Below are 19,389 nucleotides of genomic sequence, written 5' to 3'. Positions count from 1 at the left end.
CGGTCGCTGGTGCCGCTTGCGGCGGTACCACCGGACCCGGAGGGCGGCGCCGGGGTCCTGAAGTGCGGGGTTTGACGGGCATTCCCGCGGCTACCCGCCCCTGGTGACGGCAATGACATCCCAGCGAGAACTCATCCGATTCCTGGAGGACCGCTTCGAGTGTGCGCAGGCCTGCGCCGAGGCCGCCCGTGCCTGTGCGCTGCGGGCGAGCGTGGTGGATCCCGACGGGCCGAGGGAGCAGGAACTCGTACGGCACAAAGGCCTTCTGTGCGTGGAGGTGTGCGACGCGACCTGTCGTGTGCTGGCGGAGGAGGCCCGCCGGGACACGGCCGCTGTCCGCGCCCAGGTCGAGTGGTGCCGTACCGTCTGCAGCGAGTGCGCGGACGTCTTCGACGAGCACCCGGGTGGGCAGGACGGCGCCAAGTCCTGCCGGGAGTGCGCCCAGGCCTGCACGGACTTCCTCGCCACACTGAGCCGCGCCTGAATCCCCGGAACTCAGCCGGGGAGTTCGGTCACGGCCTCGTTGACGGACCGGCGCCGCGGTACGGACGATGGCTCGCATGCGATTTCTGCGGCGCGTCCGCCACGATCTCTCCTCCGGCGAGAACCTGGAAATCTACGGCACGGCGCTGCTCTCGCTGACTCTGGCGGCGCTCGGTGCACTCGATGTGGCCGGCGGCAAGGTACTGGCCGCAGCCACCCTTGCGACCCTCGCCCTGCTGGCCGGAGGACTGCCGGGCAGCCGTCGGCAGGTCGCCGAGCTGGCGGCGGAGGTACGCGCCCGCGCCGCCGGCGACATTTCGGCGGAGGACTTCTTCAGCGGCGACAAGCCGGAGCTCGTCCAACAGGTACGTGGGGCACGGGACATCAGCATCGTTGGAGTGACCCTCGCCCGCACCCTCCGCAACTCGATCGACGAGCTGGAACGTCGAGCCGTGGCCGGATCCGTGATCAGGATCGCGCTCATCGACCCCGCCGGTACGGCGCCCGCCGAGGCCGCGCGCCGCAGCACCGTCCCCCACCGGCCCGAGGTGTACCAGAACCGACTGCGCACCTCGATCGACCTCCTGCGGGAGCTGCTCGAGAATCCAGGAGTGAGGGACAGGGTCGAGGTGAGGTTCCTGCCGTTCGTGCCGGCCTTCGGGCTGGTGCTGCTGGACCCGCGGCGGCCGGGCGGCATCATCCATGTGGACATCTACTCCCACAGCTCGGGCAGTGGCGACGCCGTGTTCACTCTGCGCCCCGACCGCGACGGGCACTGGTACCAGCACTTCCAGGCCGAGTTCGACCGTGTCTGGGAGTACGGCCGCCCGGCCGACGCCTCGGACGGGTTCCCCGGATGAGGGGTCGCCGGGAGAGCCGCGGTCGGGGCGCCGGTGTCTTCGGCATTCACAATTTCTGAAACACGTTCTACGGTGTGCGCCGTCAGGTCCGGCCTTGGGGAGCCAGGAGGCGCCGTGCATCTCGAATACACGCCAGAGCAGCAGCGGCTGCGGACCGAACTGCGCGGATACTTCGCCGAGTTGGTGCCCGACCACGCCTACGCCCGATACGGCGACCCGGCCGCCCAGAAACGGTTCTACCGCGAGACGATCCGGCGGCTCGGCAGGGACGGCTGGCTCGGGGTGGGCTGGCCCACGGAGTACGGCGGGCGCGGGCTGACCCCGATGGAGCAGTTCATCTTCTTCGACGAGGCCGCCCAGGCAGGCGTACCGCTGCCCCTGATGGCGCTGAACACCGTCGGTCCTACGATCATGCGGTTCGGCACCGCGGAGCAGAAGGACTACTTCCTGCCCAGGATCCTCTCCGGCGAGATCGACTTCGCGATCGGCTACAGCGAGCCCGACGCGGGGACGGACCTGGCGGCGCTCAAGACCAGGGCCGTACGGGACGGCGACGAGGCCACCGGCCACTACACCGTCAACGGGCAGAAGATCTGGACGACCAACGGCGACACCGCCGACTGGGTCTGGCTCGCCGTGCGCACCGACCCGGACGCCCCGCCCCACAAGGGCATCACCATGCTCCTTGTGCCGACCTCCGACCCCGGCTACTCCTGCACCCTCATCAACACCCTCGCCTCGCACGACACCACCGCCAGCTACTACGAGAACATCCGCGTCCCCGTTTCGCGCCGGGTCGGCGAGGAGAACAAGGGCTGGCGGCTGATCACCAACCAGCTCAACCACGAACGCGTCACCCTCGCCGCACACGGCACCATGGCGATCCGCGCCCTGCACGACGTCCAGCGCTGGGCCATGGACACCAAGCTCGCCGACGGCCGCCGCGTCGCCGACCTCCCCTGGGTGCGCCGCCGCCTGGCCCAGACCCACACCAGGCTCGACGCCATGAAACTCCTCAACTGGCAGATGGTGAACGCCGTCCAGGAGGGCACCCTCACCCCGCAGGACGCCTCCGCGGTCAAGGTGTACGGCTCCGAGGCCCGCCGGGACGCGTACGCCTGGCTCATGGAGATCGTCGCCGCGCCCGGCGTCCTCAAGGAGGGCTCCACGGGCGCCGTCCTGCACGGCGAGCTGGAACGCGGCTACCGCTCGGCGGTGATCTTCACCTTCGGCGGCGGGAACAACGAGATCCAGCGCGAAATCATCTCGTGGATCGGACTGGGGATGCCGCGGGTCCGGCGTTGATCCGGCTGTGACGAGGATCTTTGGTTGGCACAAAAGAGGGAAGGGGCAGATTCTGGTCGCAGGTTGTCGCAAGTTGCGTCGCGTAGAGGCTGAAGTGTCGGCGCAGGCGAAATCGGTCGCCGAGGCCGACGTCGGCCTCGTGGAGTGCGCTGGTGTGGGATGTGAGCAGTCGGGCGTCTCCTCCGCCGCGTCGGCGGCCAACACGGGGCCCGAGCCGGGCAGGGTGGTCAGCGTGGCGCGGGTCGCGGCGCGGGCTTCGCGTGACGGTCGAGGATTACTCGCCCCCTCGCGGGGGGCGCCTCGGCAAGGGTGCTTCCTGGTACGTGTCCACGCGCCTCGGCGCCCAGGGCCTGGACGCCCTGCTCGGCTGGGCGCCCGGCGACGCGCGCATCGCGCCCCGCGCCGAGCTGCCGCGTGACGTCGAAGTGGTGCGCCGCACGGGCGAGTCGGGCACCTGTCTCTTCGCCGTCAACCACACGTCCACCGATGCCAAGGTGCCGTTGGACGCGCACGGCACAGAGCTGCTGACCGGCGAACGCGCCGCGGGCCGCGGTCCGTTAGCTGGGCGCGACCGCGGACCGGGTCCGCGGCCCCGCTTGCCGGGCATGACCCCCGGCCGGGGCCGCGTCCCGAGGGCCGGGCACCACCACCGTGCTGCCGCTCGCGCCCGAAGTGCGGAGCACAGGCCTCGACAAGGTCGAGCCCAACGGACTCAGGGCTCAACTTGAGCCGATTGCTTGCGGGTAGTCGAAGAAGCCGGTCGGGTCGTACTTCCGCTTCACCTTGACCAGACGGGGGTAGTTCGTGCCGTAGTAGGCCTCCCGCCAGTTCTTCAGCGTCGGGTCGGGGAAGTTCTGGTATGCCTGGTCGGGCGACTTGCGGGGGAAGATGTCGTCGTAGAACTGCTTGAGCCAGTGGAGGTTGGCCTTGGCGACGTCGGGGCGGTCGTAGTCCGCCCACGAGGTCTCGGCGGCGAAGACGAAGAGGTCGTTTCGGTGTACGAACGCGGTCGCGTTCGGCGCTACCTCGTTGATCTCACCGCCGAGGGCGAACATGGCGAACCCGGCTCCGTCCTCGTTGTTGCTGCCGGGCCAGTCCAGCAGGCGCTCGGCTGCCGCGCCGACCTGCTGATCGGTCAAGAGGGTGCGGGAGTCCAGGATCGCCGATTTGGTGGCAAAGCGGTCGATCGGTGTGGTGGCGCTCAGCAGTTCGCTCGCCTCACCGGGCGTGACCTGACGAACGGAAGCGCTGTTGCGGTCGCGTTCCTCGGACGTGCCGATCTTGAGCAGCGGGTCGAGGATGGCCCGCAGTTCCTGGACGGTGCCGTAGAACTGGCCGATGGCGTTGACGTTGGCGTTCGCATGGATCTGCGTCCGGGTCGTCCCGTTGGTGCCGATGCCCAGCCGCAGATGGAACCGCCTGTCGCCTGCGGTGTCCTGGGCGATGCGCTGTGCGGCGTCGATCACCGGCAGTACGGAGTCCAGGCTCCAGCGGAGCTGGTAGAAGCCCACGGTGCCTTCGAACTGCTCGTACTGGAAGGTGAATGAGGTGTGGACACCGAAGTTGTTGCCGGCTCCGCCGCGGCAGGCCCAGAACAGGTCGGGGTGCGAGTCCTTGTCGGCCTTGACCCTGTGTCCGTCGGCGAGCACGACGGTTGTGGCGATGAGCCGGTCACAGGTCAGGCCGAACATCTTGTCGCTGAAGCCGATACCGCCGCCGAGCACCAGCCCCGCGACCCCGACGCTGGGGCAACGACCGGTCGGCACGAACATGCCGTGGTCCTCCAAGAGCGGGTGCAGGTCGCCATTGGTGACGCCGGCGCCCACGGTGACGGTACCGGCGTCGTGCACGACCTTCATCGGCCCGTAGACCCGGGAGCGGGCACCGCCCGGCGCCGGGGTGGAGACGATGCTCTTCATGCGGGCCATGTTCAGCAGCAGGCCCGTGGTGGTCGAAAATCCGGCGTAGTTGTGTCCCAGCCCGGAGCGCGGCACGGCGGGCAGCCCCACCGAGCGAGCCCAGCGGATCGATGCGGACACGTCCTCGGTGGTCGCGCAGGCGACAATGCCGGCAGGTCGAATTCCGGCGTACCTGTGGTTGAACGGCAGGGCCAGCGACTCGTATTCAGAGCCGTGCGGCCGGTAGAGCGTGGCCCCGGGGGACAGCGCGTCAGCCAGCCGCTTCCAGTCCCGAGCGCCGACCGGCCCTGCCGCCTCAGCTGCCGCAGCCGTACTTTCCGGTGCCTGCAGACCCAGCGCCCCACCGACGCCGCCCAGCACACCTGCCCGCAGCACGTCCCGCCTGTCGATCACAGTGACCTACCCTCACGCAGCGGTCGCAGGCTCGTCCTGCGATTCCATGGGCCAGTTCACTGGTCGTCGACCGGCGCCATCCCCGTCTGCCGTCCACTCGCCAGACCCACCACGCGAAAGGACGAGAGACGCACCGCCAAACAGCTCAGAAACCGGTACCGCCGGCCCGTCGAACGCACCATGCCTGGCTACGCCCGATGGACGGGTGTCGTTTCAGTACGCCTGCGGCTGGTCCGGTCGTGTCGGCTGCAGCGAGTTGGCGAACACGTCGTCGCCGACGTTGGTACCGATCTCCCGCCCTCCTCGGCGATCTGGCTGAAGCTGTTGATCCGGCGGTACGCCTCGAGGGTGTGCGGATCCTCGGAGTGCGCGGTGAACGAGACGTCGTCACGGTCGAAGAAGTGCTGCATCGCAGTTGCCCACGCAGCCGTGAAGTTGGCGTGCCCGGAGGTCCAGGCGGGGAAGCACGGGGTGAACGGTGCCCCCGAGCGGTACGCGCTGAGAGGCTCCCAGGTCGCGTTCGCGCCGCCCGTCGCCCGGATCGCGGACACCGGGCGGCTTGCGGAGCGGCTTGCGGACCCTCCATCGTGAGCAGTTGCTCACCAGGACGGACGGCCGCCGTTCTCCAGACTGAGCCATGTCTCATGAGACATCTGGGCGCAGGTGCGTCGCTCCGGAGGTGGGGGAGGCCGGTATGCCACTCGGCCTGCTGCGCCAAGAACCATGGGGCGGGGGCGCTATGGGCCTCGGCTTCTGCGTCGGGCGGAAGAGCTGACATGTACCGATGTCAGGATCCGGCAGCGGACACATGGCGAGCCAACTCGGTGGCCAGGCGTTGCATGACCGTGCGGTTGGCGCGTCGTATCGTGGCCCGGACGACGGGTGTCAGCAGACGGTCGGCGAGCGGGGCGCGCGACCAGGCGTATGTGAACGTCACGTGACTCCCGCCGGTCTGCAGCGGTTCGATGGTGTAGGTGCCCTGGGCCAGGCGTCGGCCGGCCGCGCTGACGTTCCGTTCGACGATGCGCCGCGGCGGGTCGGCCTCGACGACCTCGACGGTGACGTCGGTCTTCGTGCCGCCCAGCGCGGCTGTCACCGTGGCGCACGATCCGACGCCACGGCCTGGGCCGCTGTAGCGCCAGTTGGTCAGGTAGTGGTTGGTGAATCGCTCGTGGTGAGCCATGACATCGAGGAAGTCGTAGACCTGCTCGGGCGTCTGCGGTACGTCGATCGACACGGTGACAGACTTCATGTACCACACGGTACACAGGGCATGTACCAATTGGTACACTTCTGATGTGGTGAACATGGACGGCCCACATCCTGAGGGTGGGGCAGGGCCCGGCACGGACGGGGGCCGGCGTGCTGAATTGGTGAACGCGGCCGTCGACTACGTCGCGGCACACGGCATCGCGGACCTGAGCCTGCGTGGCCTGGGCGCCGCGATCGGCGTCAGTCACCGCATGCTGATCCACTATTTCGGCTCCAAGGAACACTTGTTCGTCGAGATCGTCCGGACGTCGGAGCAGCGCCAGCGTGATCTGCTGTCCCGGCTGCGCCTGGAACCCGGTCTCTCGCCCGCGGATGCTGCGCGGCTCCTCTGGAAGCAGCTGACGGACCCTCGACTGGCCGGTCAGGAGCGGCTCTTCTTCGAAATCTACGGGCACGCGCTGCGGGGCCGTCCCGAGGCTGCCCCGCTCCTCGAAGGGCTCGTGAAGGACTGGCTGGATCCGCTCGTGGCCGCCGAGGTCGCCGCAGGGGCGGACCCTGCCGTGGCCCGGAGCCGCGCCAGGCTGGGACTCGCCACCGTCCGCGGTCTGCTGCTCGATCTGCTCGCCACCGGTGACCGCGCCGGCGTCGACGCGGCGATGGAGGACTTCCTCCAGCTGTACTACGGCTCGAAGTGACGGAGTCGCCGATCAGGCCAAGCGGCTGGGCTGGACGGCGACGACTGTTCGAACAACGGTCGCCGGGACAGAGGTACGCCTCGACCTGCTTCGCGGACTTTCTGAGAGGAGCGGCGCGAGTGGTACGTCGGGCACGTGTGTCACCCCACCGCCTTGTCAGGCCGCGGGGTGACAGGGAGGGGCAGGGGACGGCCGGCTCAGCCGTCAGCGCTCGGTCAGCTGCTGCTCCCCCGGCAGGCGCCGGCCGCGCAAGTGTCGAGCCAGGCGGCGAAGTCCGCGTCGTCACGGGTGCCGATGCCGGTGTCGTAGACCGCGTAGGCTCCGGCGTAGTCGCCGGTGCGGAACTTGGTGAGCATGGCCTGCACGTCGTCCGGGTGGTTCTCGATCATGTAGCGGACGGCCAGGTAGCCCCATGGGTAGGTGCGGGTCAGGTCGGAGTTGGCGTACGTGCTCTGCCACAGGGTGCTCAGGGCGTAGGTGTGCTTCCCGGCATCGGAGAGCGCCTCGGTGTCGGGCACGCCCCGGTAGCTGTACGAGACGTACTCGGCGAAGCCCTCGATCCACCAGATGTCCGGGACCGTCTGGCCCGCGGAGAAGTCGCCGTACGTGTCGTAGCGGCCGTCGAGGTAGTGGGTGTACTCGTGGTTCAGGTTCCAGATGTCCGCCGGGAAGCCGTCGCCCATGCTCTTCACGTAGGCGACGAAGCGGGCCTGGTTGTTGGGGTCGGCGGGGTTGCCCTCCAGGTATTCGCCGCCGTTGTCGGTGCTGTTGCCGAAGATCCAGCCTGAGTATGTCCGGTAGTCCCTGGGGCTCGCGAAGACGACGATCTGGATGTTGGTGTTGCGGTCGTCGGCGACCGGGCCGCTGTCCTTGACAATGCCGTGGAAGTAGGCGTCCTGTCCCTGCACGCTCCTGCAGGCCTCGGCGAGCGCCGAGTCGGTCAGGGACTGGGCCAGGAAAGTATGCCCGTCATCGCACTTGTAGGTGATGGGGAGCGCGGCCGCGGTGAGCTTGGACGTCAGGTCGCAGGTGTCGTAGTACGAGCATTGGGCCGCGTCGTGCGCGGAAGTCATCTCGGCGGCGCCGACCCACAGCGGAGTGGTCGGGCCGGTGATCGAGGAGGCGTCGAGCAGGCCCTTCACCATCGGCCGTACCTTGTCCTGGAGCCCGGCCGTGTCGAGGAAGCGCGCCGTCTCGGTTCCTGCGTTGGAGGCCATGAAGTACCAGGTCCCGCTCAGCATCGACATGTGGTTCAGAGTGAACGAGTCCAACGTGTCGATGATGCTCGGGTCGGCGGTGACAGCGCTGATGAACGCGGGGTTGAAGTGGCCGCGGAAGAGCGGGGTGAAGACGTCGTTGACGGCCGATTCCATGCTCCAGTAGGCGTCGTAGGAGCTGTCGTAGGCGTTCAGCACTCTCTTGTACGTGTCCAGGTAGTGAGCCTGCTCGTTGGCGCTGTCCGTCAGGATGATGACGTCGCCCAGGACGTTGCCGTGCTCCGAACTGACGTCCATGAAATGGCAGTTGGCGGTGAACGCGTCCAGTCCGCCTTCGGTGGCCGCGGCCAGGGTCGGGCCGTAGTCGCCGACGTCGGCCGAGTCGTTGTACTGGACGTAGTAGCCGGCGCGCAGGAACAGTACGAGCTGCCACACGTGGGTGGAGTTGTCGCCGGGATACGACTGCGACGCGTCCTGGAAAGCGTTGGCGACGGTCACCATCTGCGCCTCGCGAAACACGTCGCGGGCGTCCGTACCGGTGATGCCGAACAGCGTGTTGATGCAGTCGGTGGTCGAGTCCTTGATGTACGCGACCAGTTCGGATTCGGTACGGGTGCCGAAGTCGGCCGGTGTGCACGACGCGGCTGCCGCGTGTTGCGTGGCGCTGGGAGGCCGTCCGTCCTTCGAGGTCGAGGAGGTCTGCGGCAACTGCGGGCTGAGAGGCCGGACATGGGCGGCAGCCAGCCGCCCGCTCTGGACGTCTGCTTGATCGGACGCAGCGGTGTTCGCGCCGAGCGGCGACAACGCGCGCGGCTTGGGCGTGGTCACGGCGGTGGTCATGGGAGCAGCCGTTGTGGCGGTCTTCGGTCCGGCTGCTGCGAGGGCCGGTGCGGCCAGCAGGCCCGCTATCAGGGCGCTGACCGCCAGGCTGACGGCCAGAAATCTGGACGCGAATCTGGACGGACATCCGGGATGGAATCCGGGCAGGGCAGGTCGACGACGCATCAATGCTCCTTCGTGAGTGGGGGGCGCTTCGAGCACGAGCGGCGAGGCGTGAGGGGAACGTCCCACTCACAGGGGCCAACGACAACGGACCGAGGGATACGACAATGGCGGGGCGGGCCATAACATCCGGGCCCACAGAGGCAGTTGACGGTCAGGCCGGGACGCCGAGCAGGTCTCCGCCTCGTGTTATGCGTGCGGCGGAAAAACGGTATGGGGCGGGGCGGCCCCCTGCTCCCTACGATCCCGGTATGACGACGAAGAAGCCGCTCCACACCGGTTCGCACGACCTTCCGGTCTCCTCGGCGCTCGCCGAGTTCCTCATGGGGAACTGGGAGTCTTCGCCGCGCGTCGATCCGCCCCCGCAGTCGATCGCACCGTGGGCGGCCAAACGGCGCGACCGGCTGTCCGCGCGCTTCCCGGGCGAACGGCTCGTCGTTCCCTCAGGCGTCCTCAAGGCGCGCAGCAACGACTGCGACTACCGGTTCCGGCCGCACACCGCGTTCTCGTACCTGACGGGTGGGACCGAGCCGGGCAGCGTCCTGATCCTCGAACCGACCGCCTCCGGTCACGAGGCGGTGCTGCACGTCCGTCCTCGATCCCCGCGCGACACCGGGGAGTTCTACCGCGACCGCCGCTACGGTGAGATCTGGGTCGGCCGCCGCGCCACCCTCGACGAGGCCTCCTCCCTGCTCGGCGTGGCGACCCAGGGCCTCGACGACGTGCCCGCCCGGCTGAGCGGCGCGCGGCCGACCCGCCTGCTGCGCGGCGTCGACCCGGAGATCGACGCGCTGGTCGACAGCACCGGCCGTGAAGAGGCCGACCTCGAATTCGCCTCGCTCCTGTCCGAGATGCGCCTGGTCAAGGACGAGTGGGAGGTCGAGCAGCTGCAGATCGCGGTGGACGCCACGGCGGCCGGATTCACCGATGTCGTGCGCGCACTGCCCGAGGCCGTCCGCCATCCGCGCGGCGAACGCTGGGTCGAGGGCGTCTTCGGCCTGCGCGCCCGCCTCGAGGGCAACGGCCTCGGCTACGAGACAATCGCCGCCGCCGGAGCGCACGCGTGCGTACTGCACTGGATCGCCAACGACGGTCCGGTCCATCCCGGTGACCTGCTGCTGCTCGACGCCGGCGTCGAGTCGGACACGCTCTACACCGCCGACATCACGCGTACCCTTCCGGTGAGCGGCACCTTCACCGCCGCGCAGCGCGACCTCTATGACCTCGTGCTCGCCGCGCAGGACGCGGGCATCGCAGCGGTCCGGCCGGGCGCGCGCTTTCGTGACTTCCACCTCGCTGCGATGCGGGTCATCGCCGAGGGGCTGCACTCCTGGGGCCTGCTCCCGGTGACGCCGGACGAGGCCCTTGAGCCCGAGAGCGGTCTGTTCCGCCGCTACACGTGGTGCAGCAGCGGCCACATGCTGGGCATGGACGTCCACGACTGCGCCGGGGCCCGTGCCGAGCAGTACCTGGACGGCGTCCTGGAGGCGGGCCACGTCCTCACCGTCGAGCCGGGCCTGTATCTCCAGCCGGACGACCTGACGCTGCCGCCGGAGCTGCGCGGCGTCGGCGTGCGCATCGAGGACGATCTGGTCATCACCCAGGACGGCGCCCGCCTCATGTCGTCGGCGCTGCCGCGCACCGCGTCGGCGATCGAGACGTGGATGGGCGAGCTCCTGGCCTGATCCTGCGTCGCAAGGCGCGGGCGCCGCCGTAACCGGCGCTAGGAACGCGGCAGACGGAACGTCTGCGCCGCCCACGCCTGGAAGTGCGCCGACCGCGTGATGAGGTCGCGGTAGGACGCGTGCGCGGAGCTGAACAGTGTCTCCGTGATGTCCTCCGTGACCTGGTCGCGGCGCCATGCGAGCAGATAGCGGGTCCACAGCGGTGTGCCGGTCAGCGGTTTGACGATCACGCCCCGGTTCGGCCGGGTCGTAGCCTGCACGATGGAGACGCCGAGTCCCTCGGCGATCATGTCCTGGAGCTGGAGCCGGTCACCGAGGTACTCATGGACGGCCGTGGGCGTGAACCCGGCTGCCGCGCAGGCCGCGTAGAACACACCCGGCCAGCCGGCACCGTCGTCGGGGGTCAGGAACCAGGCCTCGTCGGCGAGTTCGGCGAGGGGGACCTCCATGCGGTGCTTGAGCCGATGACCGGCGGGCAGGGCTACGAACGCGGGTTCGTTGACGATCTCGCGATGCGCCACGGCCGCGGAGTGCCGAAGCTCCATTCCGGGGTAGTCCGCGGCGATCGCGGCGTCCAGCTCGCCCTTCTCCAAGTGCTCGACTATCTCCGACGACGGGTAGACGCTGCTCACCGTCAGGGTGAGATCAGGCCTCCGGCTGCGTATGCGGACGACCATGCCGGACAGGACGGGCGAGTTGGTCGCCGCAAGGCGCAGGACCCGGGGTGCTCCGACGCCGTCCCCCGCCGGGCGACGCCTGATGGCATCCGCACGGGTCAGAATGTCGCGCGCCTGAGTCAGGATCTCGAGGCCGTACCGGGTCGGCTCGACTCCCGACGCGGTACGCACGAACAAGTCCTCGCCGAAGAGCCGCTCGATCCGCCGCAGTTGGGTGCTCATCGCCGGCTGTGAGTACTTCAGGAGCGCCGCGGCTCGCCCCAGACTCCCGGCGTCGGCGATCGCACACAAGATCCGTAGATGCCGAAGCTCCAGGTCCATCGTCCGGGCTCCTCGTCTCGACGCTCCTGCCGTCCGCGGTCACCGGGCGACTCTAGCGGTGGTTCATCGCGGGGTCGGCAGACGGGCACCAACCCGGGGGAGAGCGATCGGCGCGTCGCGCATGGCATCGAAGGGAGCCAGGAACTCCGGCGTCGAGGGTGACAGAGGCTGCCCACTACACCCTCTCCGCAGACAGTTTCGCAACCGCGCGTGCGGCCTCGGGGCGCACCTGCCCCGGCCACGGCGCGGGCGCTGTCGGATGCCTTCGTCGACACCCTCACCGAGGTCGCCGCATCGTCGGGCTGGTCGTCGGAGAGCCGCGCCGTTGTCAGGTCCGCGAGTGACAGGGCCGCAGGCGTGCACGGGCGCGGCCGTCCTCGTCCGGCTTTCGGCCGGCCCCCTCACGAGTGTGCGATCGCCCTGTGGGTGAAAGTGGGCGACGTTCCCGGGTTGGCCCAGGAGGCGGTCAGTTCGCTGGAGGGGAAGAACTGCACGAACCGGGGATCGGCCTGGGAGCGGTCCACCAGTGTTTTCTCGACGATCAGAGAGTTGTACTGCTCGGCGGTCGTCTCGATGGTGTTGGCGTTGAGGACGACCTCCTGGCCCCAGGTGCGGGCCCAGCGGGCGATGCCCGGCATGCGGGAGTGCTCGGGGGTCAGGCACTCGGTTGCGATGACGTTCTCGCTGCTCGCCCAGATGCCGGTGGAGGTGTTGAGGACGATGGTCTGGTTGCCGAGCACGTGCCCCGGGGTCTCGATCACGGCGACGCCGGGGCCGAGGATCAGGGAACCGTCGACGGGGAGGAACGCGTCCGGCCGTACGTCTTGGTAGGTCTGCGGCTGGTACCAGGGCTGTTGCAGCGGGTGCAACTGGGACATGGCGAGCAGCTCGTGGCGCTGCACGATGACCTTGGCGTTGGGGAGGGCGGGCTGTACGACGCCGCCGAGGTCGGACTGAGGGCTGGTGGTGCCCACCCAGCGGCGTAGGTCCTGGGTGTGCAGGTGGTCGAAGAGCAGGTAGTCGACGTCCTCCGGCTTGATGCCGAGGCGGGCCAAGTGGCCCAGGACCGTGCCGTGTTCGGTGGTGAGCAGCGACTGCAGGGGCCGCGGGGTGCGACGGATCAGTGCGGCGAAGTACGGCGTGTTCTGGCCCAGTTCGTGATCGCTGGGCTCGAACAGCAGCACCCGTTTTTGTCCGTCGCTCTCCGTCCACCGCACCACCAGCATGCGGTTGGTGATCGACACGAACGGTGCGATCGCCCGACTGGCCCGGAACAGGCCGAACTTGGTCGGGTACGGCAGCGTGATCAGGTCGCAGGTCGCGACGCTGTCCGGGGTGCCGGTCGTGGCGAACTCGGCGCGGAAGGCCTTGGCCCGGTTGCGGGCCCACGCGAGTGTGGCGCCGTAGCCGCCGGGCACCTCGGTCAGGCCGTCGAAGGCGGTGACGCGGGTGCCCAGGGTGGGCATGTCGAGGACATCGGAGTCCTGCCAGGCGAGCTTCATCGATCCTCCCGGAGGATGTGAACGGGGGCTGTGTGGAGGGGCTTTGAGGAGGGCCTTCAGTAGGGGGCCTGCTCGCCCTCGGTCGTCACGCCGAAGGTGTTGAGGAAGTTGCAGACCAACTGGTAGAAGCCGACCGTGAGGACCAGGTCGGAGAGCTGCCCGGCAGTGAGGAAGGAGAGCGCCTCGGCGCGCTCGGCCTCGGTCAGGGTGTGCTGCTCCAGCAGCCGGTCGGTCAGGGCGAGGATCGCCACCTGCTCCGCGGACAGCCCCTCGGCCGAACCGGTCTCGGCGGCGGCGATGCCGGCCTCGTCGAGCCCGAGGAGCCGACCGATGTTCTCGTGGTGGTGGATCTCGTACGGCGCCCGGTAGGCGTGCCCGACCCGGAGAATGGCGAGTTCGCGCAAGGGGTGCGGCAGGGCTCCCTGGAAGATCGCGTCGGCCATCCGCAGGAAGGCGGGAGCCAGGGCAGGCGAGTGGAACACCATGCGGTAGATGTTGACGCCGGACCGCTCGGCGGCGATCTTCTGCAGGTCGGCGGGGAGCGCGGCCAGGTCGGGGTATTCCATGCTCATCGGTTCTCTCCTTCGTGCGGCGGTGTCAGCCGACCTTGTTGATGGGGTTGGTGCCGTCCCACCGGGCCGCCATCTCCCGCAGCGCCGCGAAGAGTTCGCCCTTGGCGCCGCCGATGTCGGAGATCTCGATGACCGTGCCGGGGAGCGTCTCGGTGTCGAGGTAGGCGAAGCGGCCGCCCTGGACGGCACCCTCCTGGGCGACGGTGTAGCCGAGGGACAGGGCGCGGTCGTAGAGCTCCTGGTAGTCGTCGGTCCAGTAGGCGACGTGCTGCGCACCCTCGTGCCCGGCGTCCAGGAAGTCCTTGTAGAGGGAGGGCTCGTCGTTGAGCGGCTGGATCAACTCGATCTGCACATCACCGGAGTTGGCGATCGCCGCGGCCATCCGCATGCCGGAGTCGGCGCCCCGGTACGTGAACCAGTCCGTCTGCACCGGGTCCTGGTAGTACCAGGGACCGACGCCCTGGGCGACCCAGAACTCCATCGCGGCGTGCAGGTCGCGAACGACGTACCCGATCTGGGCGATCTGTCCGAAGATGCGGCTCATGAGGTGACTCTTTCTTGTCTCTGTGGGGAAGTGCTGTGTGCGCGTGATGTCATTCCGCCGGCGGGGACGCGACGGACAGCGGAACTGAGCGGGCCGGGCGAAGTCCGCTGCGGTGCGGCAGCGAACTGAAGGGGCGCGGGGAACTGCGCGACCAGACACGAGGGCGCCGCAGACGATCGACGGCACATCCCGGTACTTCCAGCGGAGCGCTTAGTGCCGCGAGGCCGCCGTCGACGACGATCCTGCGATCCCGCAGCCGACCGAGGCCGGCGGACGGGGTGACGGTGTGCGTCATGACGCCGGCATCTCCAGCACGATCTTTCCCGTGGCCGTGTTGGAACGCATGTGGTCCGCCGCCGCCTTGGCGTCGTCGAAGGCGAAGACGCGGTCGACGACAGCTCGGACCCGGCCTTCCGCCGCGGCGGGTACGACATCGCTGGCGAGGGCGGCGCAGACGTCGGCGAGTTCGTCGGGCGTGCGCACGCTGAAGGTCGTACCGAGAACGCGCAGGCGGCGGAACGACAGCTGGTTGAGGTCGATGGTGGACTCGGCCCCGGCCAGCCGTCCGACATTGACCACGGTGCCGCCGACGCGCGTGGCCAGGAAGGTGTCGGCGAAGAGCTGCCCGCCCACGTGGTCGAGAGTGAGGTCCGCCCCGGCGCCGCCGGTGGCGCCGGCCACGGCCTCGGCGAGGTTCTCGGACGCCGTGTTGACGACGACGTCCGCGCCGACGGATTTCAGGGCAACGGCCTTGCTGTCGGAGGTGGTGGTCGCGATGACCTGGGACGCGCCGAGCGCTTTGGCCAGCTGTACGCCGATCAGCCCGACCGACGAGGTGGCGCCGACGACGAGGACGCTCTGCTTCAGGCCGAATCCGCCCTGGGCGAGGGCGTCGTGCTCGGTCGCCAGCGCCACCGGCAGGGCCGCGGCGTCGGTCCACGACAGGCACTCCGGCGCCGTGATCACATGTCGGTGGTCGACCAGGGCGTAAGGGGCGAAGGCGCCGAGGGTGACGCCCATGACCCGGTCGCCGACCGCCCGGTGGCGCACGTCGGCGCCGATCGCGTCGACCTCACCGGCGAATTCGAGGCCGGCGGTGAACAGGTCGCTCGTCTTCGCCCGGGGGGTGTAGGTGCCCTGCAGCATGTACAGGTCCGCCCTGTTGACGGCGGCGGCCCGAACGCGGACGCGGATCTGTCCCGGCCCCGGTGTCGGTACGCCGACGTTCCGGACGTCCCAATCGGGTCCGGCGCCGCCCATGAGCGCCCGCATGGTGCTGGTCATCAGTGGTTCTCCGTTACGACGTGGAAAAGACGGGGAAGGGGAGTGCGCTCGACTGGTGATGCGCAGGTGGCGAGCTCTCCATACTTACGGTGTATGTACGCCGTTTCCTCAAGCTAGACTTATGGAATAAGTTGTGTCAAGGGCAGGAAGGGCGGCTGGATGAAGGTCCGGGGCAGTGGCCGGGGCAGGCGGCTCGGTCTGACGCGGGACAAGGTCATCGTCGCCGCCCTCGCGGCGATCGACCGGGACGGCCCGGACTCCTTCTCCCTGCGGAAACTCGCGGGTGAGCTGGGCGTCGAAGTGATGTCGCTCTACAACCACGTACCGAGCAAGGACGCCCTGCTGGACGGTGTCGCGGAGGCGTTGCTGGGTGGGGTGGACCTGTCCGGCGCCGACGCGGGAACCTGGCAGGAGCGTGCTCGGGCGCACGCTGCCGCCTTCCGGGCCGCGGCTCTGCGGCATCCCAAGGCGTTCACTCTCGTGCTCACCCGGCCCACGCAGTCACCGGCGGCCCTGGAAAACGTCCGTTGCGCCCTGGCCGGATTTCCCGAACTCGGTCTCCCACCCCAGGAACTCGTTCACGTGGTGCGGAGTTTCGCCGGTTTCATCGTCGGCATGATCATGAGGGAACTGGGCTCGGCCATCACCGAGGGCACGGTCGAACCGGACCAGGTCCAGCGGCGGGTCGACGAGATGTCCGCCGTGGGTGATCCCCTCCTGTCCGCCGCCGCCCCCTATCTCGCGGTCAGTGATCACCAGGCCGAGTTCGAGCACGGCATCGAACTGCTCGTCGCCGGTCTGGCGGTGCGGGTGGGGGTGCCGTACGACGGGGGTCCGAGAGGCACGTGCCCGTGACCCCGCCCGCAGGTGGCGCCGGAGACGTGCGGGCGTCAGGAGGTGGAAGGCGGCGCACTTGCGGAGAGCCGCCCGGCCCTGCTGCCACTTGTGTGCGGTACCGGGGTGTGCGGTACCGGGCCGGTCGGTGAGCCCGCCGCGTTGTTTCGGTCCCGCGCGACCCGCCTGGCCCTCGTCCTGGTTCCCGATGCTACTGGGCTTTGTACTCCAGCATGCTCCGGAACTCGCTCCACGCCGCGTCACTGATGGCGCGGGCGAGCCGGTGGTTTTTGACCATGTTGCGCACGGTCAGGTCCTCGATCACGATCGTTTGGTTCTCACGAACGAGCCGAGTGGTGATCTTGTGCAATCTGTCGCGGCGCCGGTCAGCGTTCCGTGCGTGGACCTTGGCGACTTTCAGCCGGGCCTTGGCCCGGTTCGCCGAGCCCTTCTCCTTCTTCGCAAGACGACGCTGCTCCCTGGCCAGAGCGGCACGGTCGCGGCGCTCGTGCCGGGGGTTGGTGATCTTCTCCTCGGTCGACAGGGTCACAAGATGCTCCAGCCCGGCGTCGATGCCGACCGCATTCCCCCTCGCGGACAGCGGCTTGACGCCGGGTCCTCGCACAGCAGGGAGACGAACCAGCGTCCCGCCGCGTCCTGCGAGACCGTCACAGTGGACGGCTTCACTCCCTCGGGCAGCGGGCGCGACCACACGACGGCCAGCGGCTCGGTCATCTTCGCCAGTGTCAGCGCTCCGTCACAAAAGCGGAACGCGCTGGTGGTGTACTCCGCACTCCTGCGCGACTTCTTGCGCGACCACGTCCCTCCGGCTTTGGCTGAGAGTCGGGTTGTGGTGACCTGGTGGTAGCCGAGGAGAGACGACGGGAACGGGCTGCTGACCGCTGCGGCGCGGTCCGGTGTCCATCAGCGGTGAACGGCACGGTGGCCGACCTCGACGCCGTGGCATGGCCGCCATCCACACCAAGGGTGACCTCCACTACGACACGCAGACGGTGGCACTGTCCGTCGTCATCGCCGTCGCGGCCGCCACGACGGCGCTGTGGGCCGCGGTCTCCATCCACAGCCTGTGGTCCAGTCTCGGCGCGAGCCTGGTCATGGGGCTGGCGGAGACCGGTATGCACTACACCGGCATGGCAGCGGTCTCCGTCCACGTCACCGGCCAAGCCGCGACCTCACAGCGGTGGGCGGATTCAACGGCGGTGAGCGGGAGTTGGCGATCACTCTGGCGACCCCGGCGAGCAAGATGCTCGTCATCATGGACCGGGGCTTCCCCGGGGTCGAGTCATGGACGGCCTATCTCGGATTCGGGGCCCATCTGCTGATCCGGGCTCGCTCGCCGGTGGCGCACCGGCCGGTTGAGTATCTGCCCGGCGGGACGTACCTGGGGAGGACGAACCTGGGCGGGCAGAAGGGCGCGCATCCTGGCGGGGTGCTGGTCCGGGTGATCGAGTACCGCGTCGACGGCGGCGAGGCGGTCAGGCTGTTGACTGATCTGTTGGACCCGGTTGCGTATCCGGCGGCGGAGTTGGCAGGGCTCTACCATGCCAGGTGGGAGGCGGAGTCGGCGTTCCGGCAGATCAAGACGTTCCAGCGCGGGCCGGTCGAGGTCCTGCGCTCGGGAGACCCGGATCTCGTGCGGCAGGAGGTCTGGGCGCACTTGGTCGTGCACCACTGCCTCACGCGGGTCATCATGTGTCTGGCCGACGACAACGGCATCAACCCGGACCGGGTCTCGTTCGTCTGTGGGACGCGACGCCCTCGGATTTGCCTTCGAGTGGACTCCAGCCTCCAGACTGATCACGACAAGATCCGTGCTGCGGACAGAAGGACGGCGGTAGATGGAGACGACGAGCCAGACGGGGCATCCTCTGCCCTACGACACCTACCGGCAGGCGATAGAGCGGGAGACCCTGCGGTTTGCCGAGGTGGTCAAAGGTGCGGACCCCGCGACCGCCGTGCCCTCCTGCCCCAATTGGACGCTGGCCGAGCTCACCCGGCACGTGGGAGCGCTGCAGCGCTGGTTCTGCACGCTGCTGACCCGGCTGGTGCAGGAGCCTCCACACAGTCGCGACGTGGAGCTGGGGCTGCCGGAACGTGCGCAGGATTATGCCGACTGGGTGGCAGCGGGCGTACCGCAAGTGGCCGCCGTGCTGCGGGCCACGGATCCCCAGGCGGTGATGTGGGCGTGGGGTGAGGACCAACACGCGCGGTTCTGGGCCCGCCGGATGCTGTTCGAAACGCTGGTGCACCGGGTGGACGCGGAGCGTGCCGTCGGCCGGAGGTCGGACATCGACCCCGCGCTGGCGGCGGACGGGGTTGACGAGTTCCTTGTCAACCTGCCCTACGCGGGCCTCTTCGCCCCGGCCGTGGCGAAGCTGCGCGGCAACGGCGAGACCATCGCCTTCCAGTGCGCGGACTCCGCCGGCGAAACCGGCGAGGAGTGGCGGGTGCGGCTGGATCCGGACGGTTTCCGGCTGCTGAAGCGGGCGGGCGCCGGCGACGCGCCGTCCAAGGCGCAGGCGGCAGTACGGGGGCAGTCGGCCGACCTCCTCCTGCTGCTCTACGGGCGGCGGTCGTACCAGGAGACCGTCTTCGACATCTCAGGCGAGGTCACGGCACTCGACTGCTGGTTCGCCCACACAGCCTTCTGATCGGCGCCAAGGAGCGCGCTGGTGGAGCGCGGCGACGGATTCGACGACCAACAGCTCCCCTTTGAACTCGTTCCCGAACCGCTTGCCCGACCCACCGTCCGCACTCAGGAACCAGCGCGTCGCCTCTCATCGCCGGCGCCACCCGATCTCGGTGAACCCTGCGGCGGCGAGGTTGCGGCGGTTGTTGGCGAGCTGCTTCCGGGTGCGTGCCG

Annotated in this window: 15 protein-coding genes and 4 pseudogenes; 10 read left to right on the top strand and 9 right to left on the bottom strand. The window is 69.1% G+C overall.

What is annotated here, in order from left to right; all coding sequences use genetic code 11:
• Positions 1-112: 112 nt before the first annotated feature.
• The 4 genes and pseudogenes from ACZ7M2_RS39500 to ACZ7M2_RS39485 all read left to right on the top strand — a co-directional run.
• The gene (locus ACZ7M2_RS39500) at positions 113-484 is read left to right on the top strand and encodes a four-helix bundle copper-binding protein (protein WP_471599388.1); all 372 of its coding nucleotides are present in this window, start codon (positions 113-115) and stop codon (positions 482-484) included.
• Positions 485-560: 76 nt separating this feature from the next.
• Complete coding sequence (locus ACZ7M2_RS39495) at positions 561-1,343, top strand: hypothetical protein (protein ID WP_471599387.1); 783 nt, start codon at positions 561-563, stop codon at positions 1,341-1,343.
• Positions 1,344-1,457: 114 nt separating this feature from the next.
• Positions 1,458-2,648 (top strand): acyl-CoA dehydrogenase family protein, encoded by a 1,191-nt coding sequence (locus ACZ7M2_RS39490; RefSeq protein ID WP_471599386.1) that lies wholly within the window; start codon positions 1,458-1,460, stop codon positions 2,646-2,648.
• A 296-nt stretch (positions 2,649-2,944) separates the two neighbouring features.
• Positions 2,945-3,199 (top strand): annotated as a pseudogene (locus tag ACZ7M2_RS39485) (Beta-galactosidase C-terminal domain); the annotation flags it as partial.
• 168 nt (positions 3,200-3,367) lie between these two features.
• Here ACZ7M2_RS39485 and ACZ7M2_RS39480 read toward each other — a convergent pair.
• Positions 3,368-4,960: an FAD-binding oxidoreductase gene (locus tag ACZ7M2_RS39480; protein ID WP_471599385.1), complete on the bottom strand. Its 1,593-nt coding sequence runs from the start codon at positions 4,958-4,960 to the stop codon at positions 3,368-3,370.
• A 787-nt stretch (positions 4,961-5,747) separates the two neighbouring features.
• Entirely contained in the window at positions 5,748-6,212 is a 465-nt protein-coding gene (locus ACZ7M2_RS39475) for an SRPBCC family protein (RefSeq protein WP_471599384.1), read from the bottom strand.
• Positions 6,213-6,333: 121 nt separating this feature from the next.
• Here ACZ7M2_RS39475 and ACZ7M2_RS39470 point away from each other — a divergent pair, with 121 nt between their 5' ends.
• Positions 6,334-6,867: a TetR family transcriptional regulator gene (locus ACZ7M2_RS39470; protein WP_471599383.1), complete on the top strand. Its 534-nt coding sequence runs from the start codon at positions 6,334-6,336 to the stop codon at positions 6,865-6,867.
• A 215-nt stretch (positions 6,868-7,082) separates the two neighbouring features.
• On the opposite strand, the gene ACZ7M2_RS39465 is transcribed toward ACZ7M2_RS39470, so the two are convergent.
• Positions 7,083-9,089 (bottom strand): collagenase, encoded by a 2,007-nt coding sequence (locus ACZ7M2_RS39465; RefSeq protein ID WP_471599382.1) that lies wholly within the window; start codon positions 9,087-9,089, stop codon positions 7,083-7,085.
• Between the two features lie 248 nt (positions 9,090-9,337).
• Here ACZ7M2_RS39465 and ACZ7M2_RS39460 point away from each other — a divergent pair, with 248 nt between their 5' ends.
• Complete coding sequence (locus ACZ7M2_RS39460; protein WP_471599381.1) at positions 9,338-10,771, top strand: aminopeptidase P family protein; 1,434 nt, start codon at positions 9,338-9,340, stop codon at positions 10,769-10,771.
• Between the two features lie 38 nt (positions 10,772-10,809).
• Here ACZ7M2_RS39460 and ACZ7M2_RS39455 read toward each other — a convergent pair whose 3' ends face one another.
• The 5 genes from ACZ7M2_RS39455 to ACZ7M2_RS39435 form a co-directional block, all read right to left on the bottom strand.
• A complete protein-coding gene (locus ACZ7M2_RS39455) occupies positions 10,810-11,769 on the bottom strand; it encodes a LysR family transcriptional regulator (protein WP_471599380.1) in 960 nt (319 codons plus the stop codon).
• A gap of 401 nt (positions 11,770-12,170) precedes the next feature.
• A complete protein-coding gene (locus ACZ7M2_RS39450) occupies positions 12,171-13,271 on the bottom strand; it encodes an MBL fold metallo-hydrolase (protein WP_471599379.1) in 1,101 nt (366 codons plus the stop codon).
• A gap of 56 nt (positions 13,272-13,327) precedes the next feature.
• Complete coding sequence (locus ACZ7M2_RS39445; protein ID WP_471599378.1) at positions 13,328-13,843, bottom strand: carboxymuconolactone decarboxylase family protein; 516 nt, start codon at positions 13,841-13,843, stop codon at positions 13,328-13,330.
• Positions 13,844-13,868: 25 nt separating this feature from the next.
• A complete protein-coding gene (locus tag ACZ7M2_RS39440) occupies positions 13,869-14,387 on the bottom strand; it encodes a VOC family protein (RefSeq protein WP_471599377.1) in 519 nt (172 codons plus the stop codon).
• 291 nt (positions 14,388-14,678) lie between these two features.
• On the bottom strand, positions 14,679-15,671 hold the full coding sequence (locus ACZ7M2_RS39435; RefSeq protein WP_471599376.1) for a zinc-binding dehydrogenase: 993 nt from the start codon (positions 15,669-15,671) through the stop codon (positions 14,679-14,681).
• 159 nt (positions 15,672-15,830) lie between these two features.
• Between ACZ7M2_RS39435 and ACZ7M2_RS39430 the strand changes: the two genes are divergently transcribed.
• Positions 15,831-16,526, top strand: a complete 696-nt coding sequence (locus ACZ7M2_RS39430) for a TetR/AcrR family transcriptional regulator C-terminal domain-containing protein (protein WP_471599375.1) — start codon at positions 15,831-15,833, stop codon at positions 16,524-16,526.
• A 190-nt stretch (positions 16,527-16,716) separates the two neighbouring features.
• On the opposite strand, the pseudogene ACZ7M2_RS39425 reads toward ACZ7M2_RS39430, so the two are convergent.
• Positions 16,717-17,321: pseudogene (locus ACZ7M2_RS39425) on the bottom strand (RNA-guided endonuclease InsQ/TnpB family protein); the annotation flags it as partial.
• A 146-nt stretch (positions 17,322-17,467) separates the two neighbouring features.
• On the opposite strand from ACZ7M2_RS39425, the pseudogene ACZ7M2_RS39420 reads away from it, so the two are divergent.
• From ACZ7M2_RS39420 to ACZ7M2_RS39410, 3 genes and pseudogenes are all read left to right on the top strand, one after another.
• Positions 17,468-17,704 (top strand): annotated as a pseudogene (locus ACZ7M2_RS39420) (MHYT domain-containing protein); the annotation flags it as partial.
• Positions 17,593-18,063, top strand: a pseudogene (locus tag ACZ7M2_RS39415) (transposase); the annotation flags it as partial. The pseudogenes ACZ7M2_RS39420 and ACZ7M2_RS39415, both read left to right, overlap by 112 nt.
• Positions 18,064-18,364: 301 nt before the next feature.
• On the top strand, positions 18,365-19,177 hold the full coding sequence (locus ACZ7M2_RS39410) for a maleylpyruvate isomerase family mycothiol-dependent enzyme (RefSeq protein WP_471599374.1): 813 nt from the start codon (positions 18,365-18,367) through the stop codon (positions 19,175-19,177).
• The last annotated feature ends 212 nt before the right edge of the window (positions 19,178-19,389 follow it).

It is taken from the genome of Streptomyces sp. NPDC111507 (assembly GCF_055638955.1).
This window is presented reverse-complemented; position numbering and strand designations above follow the sequence as displayed.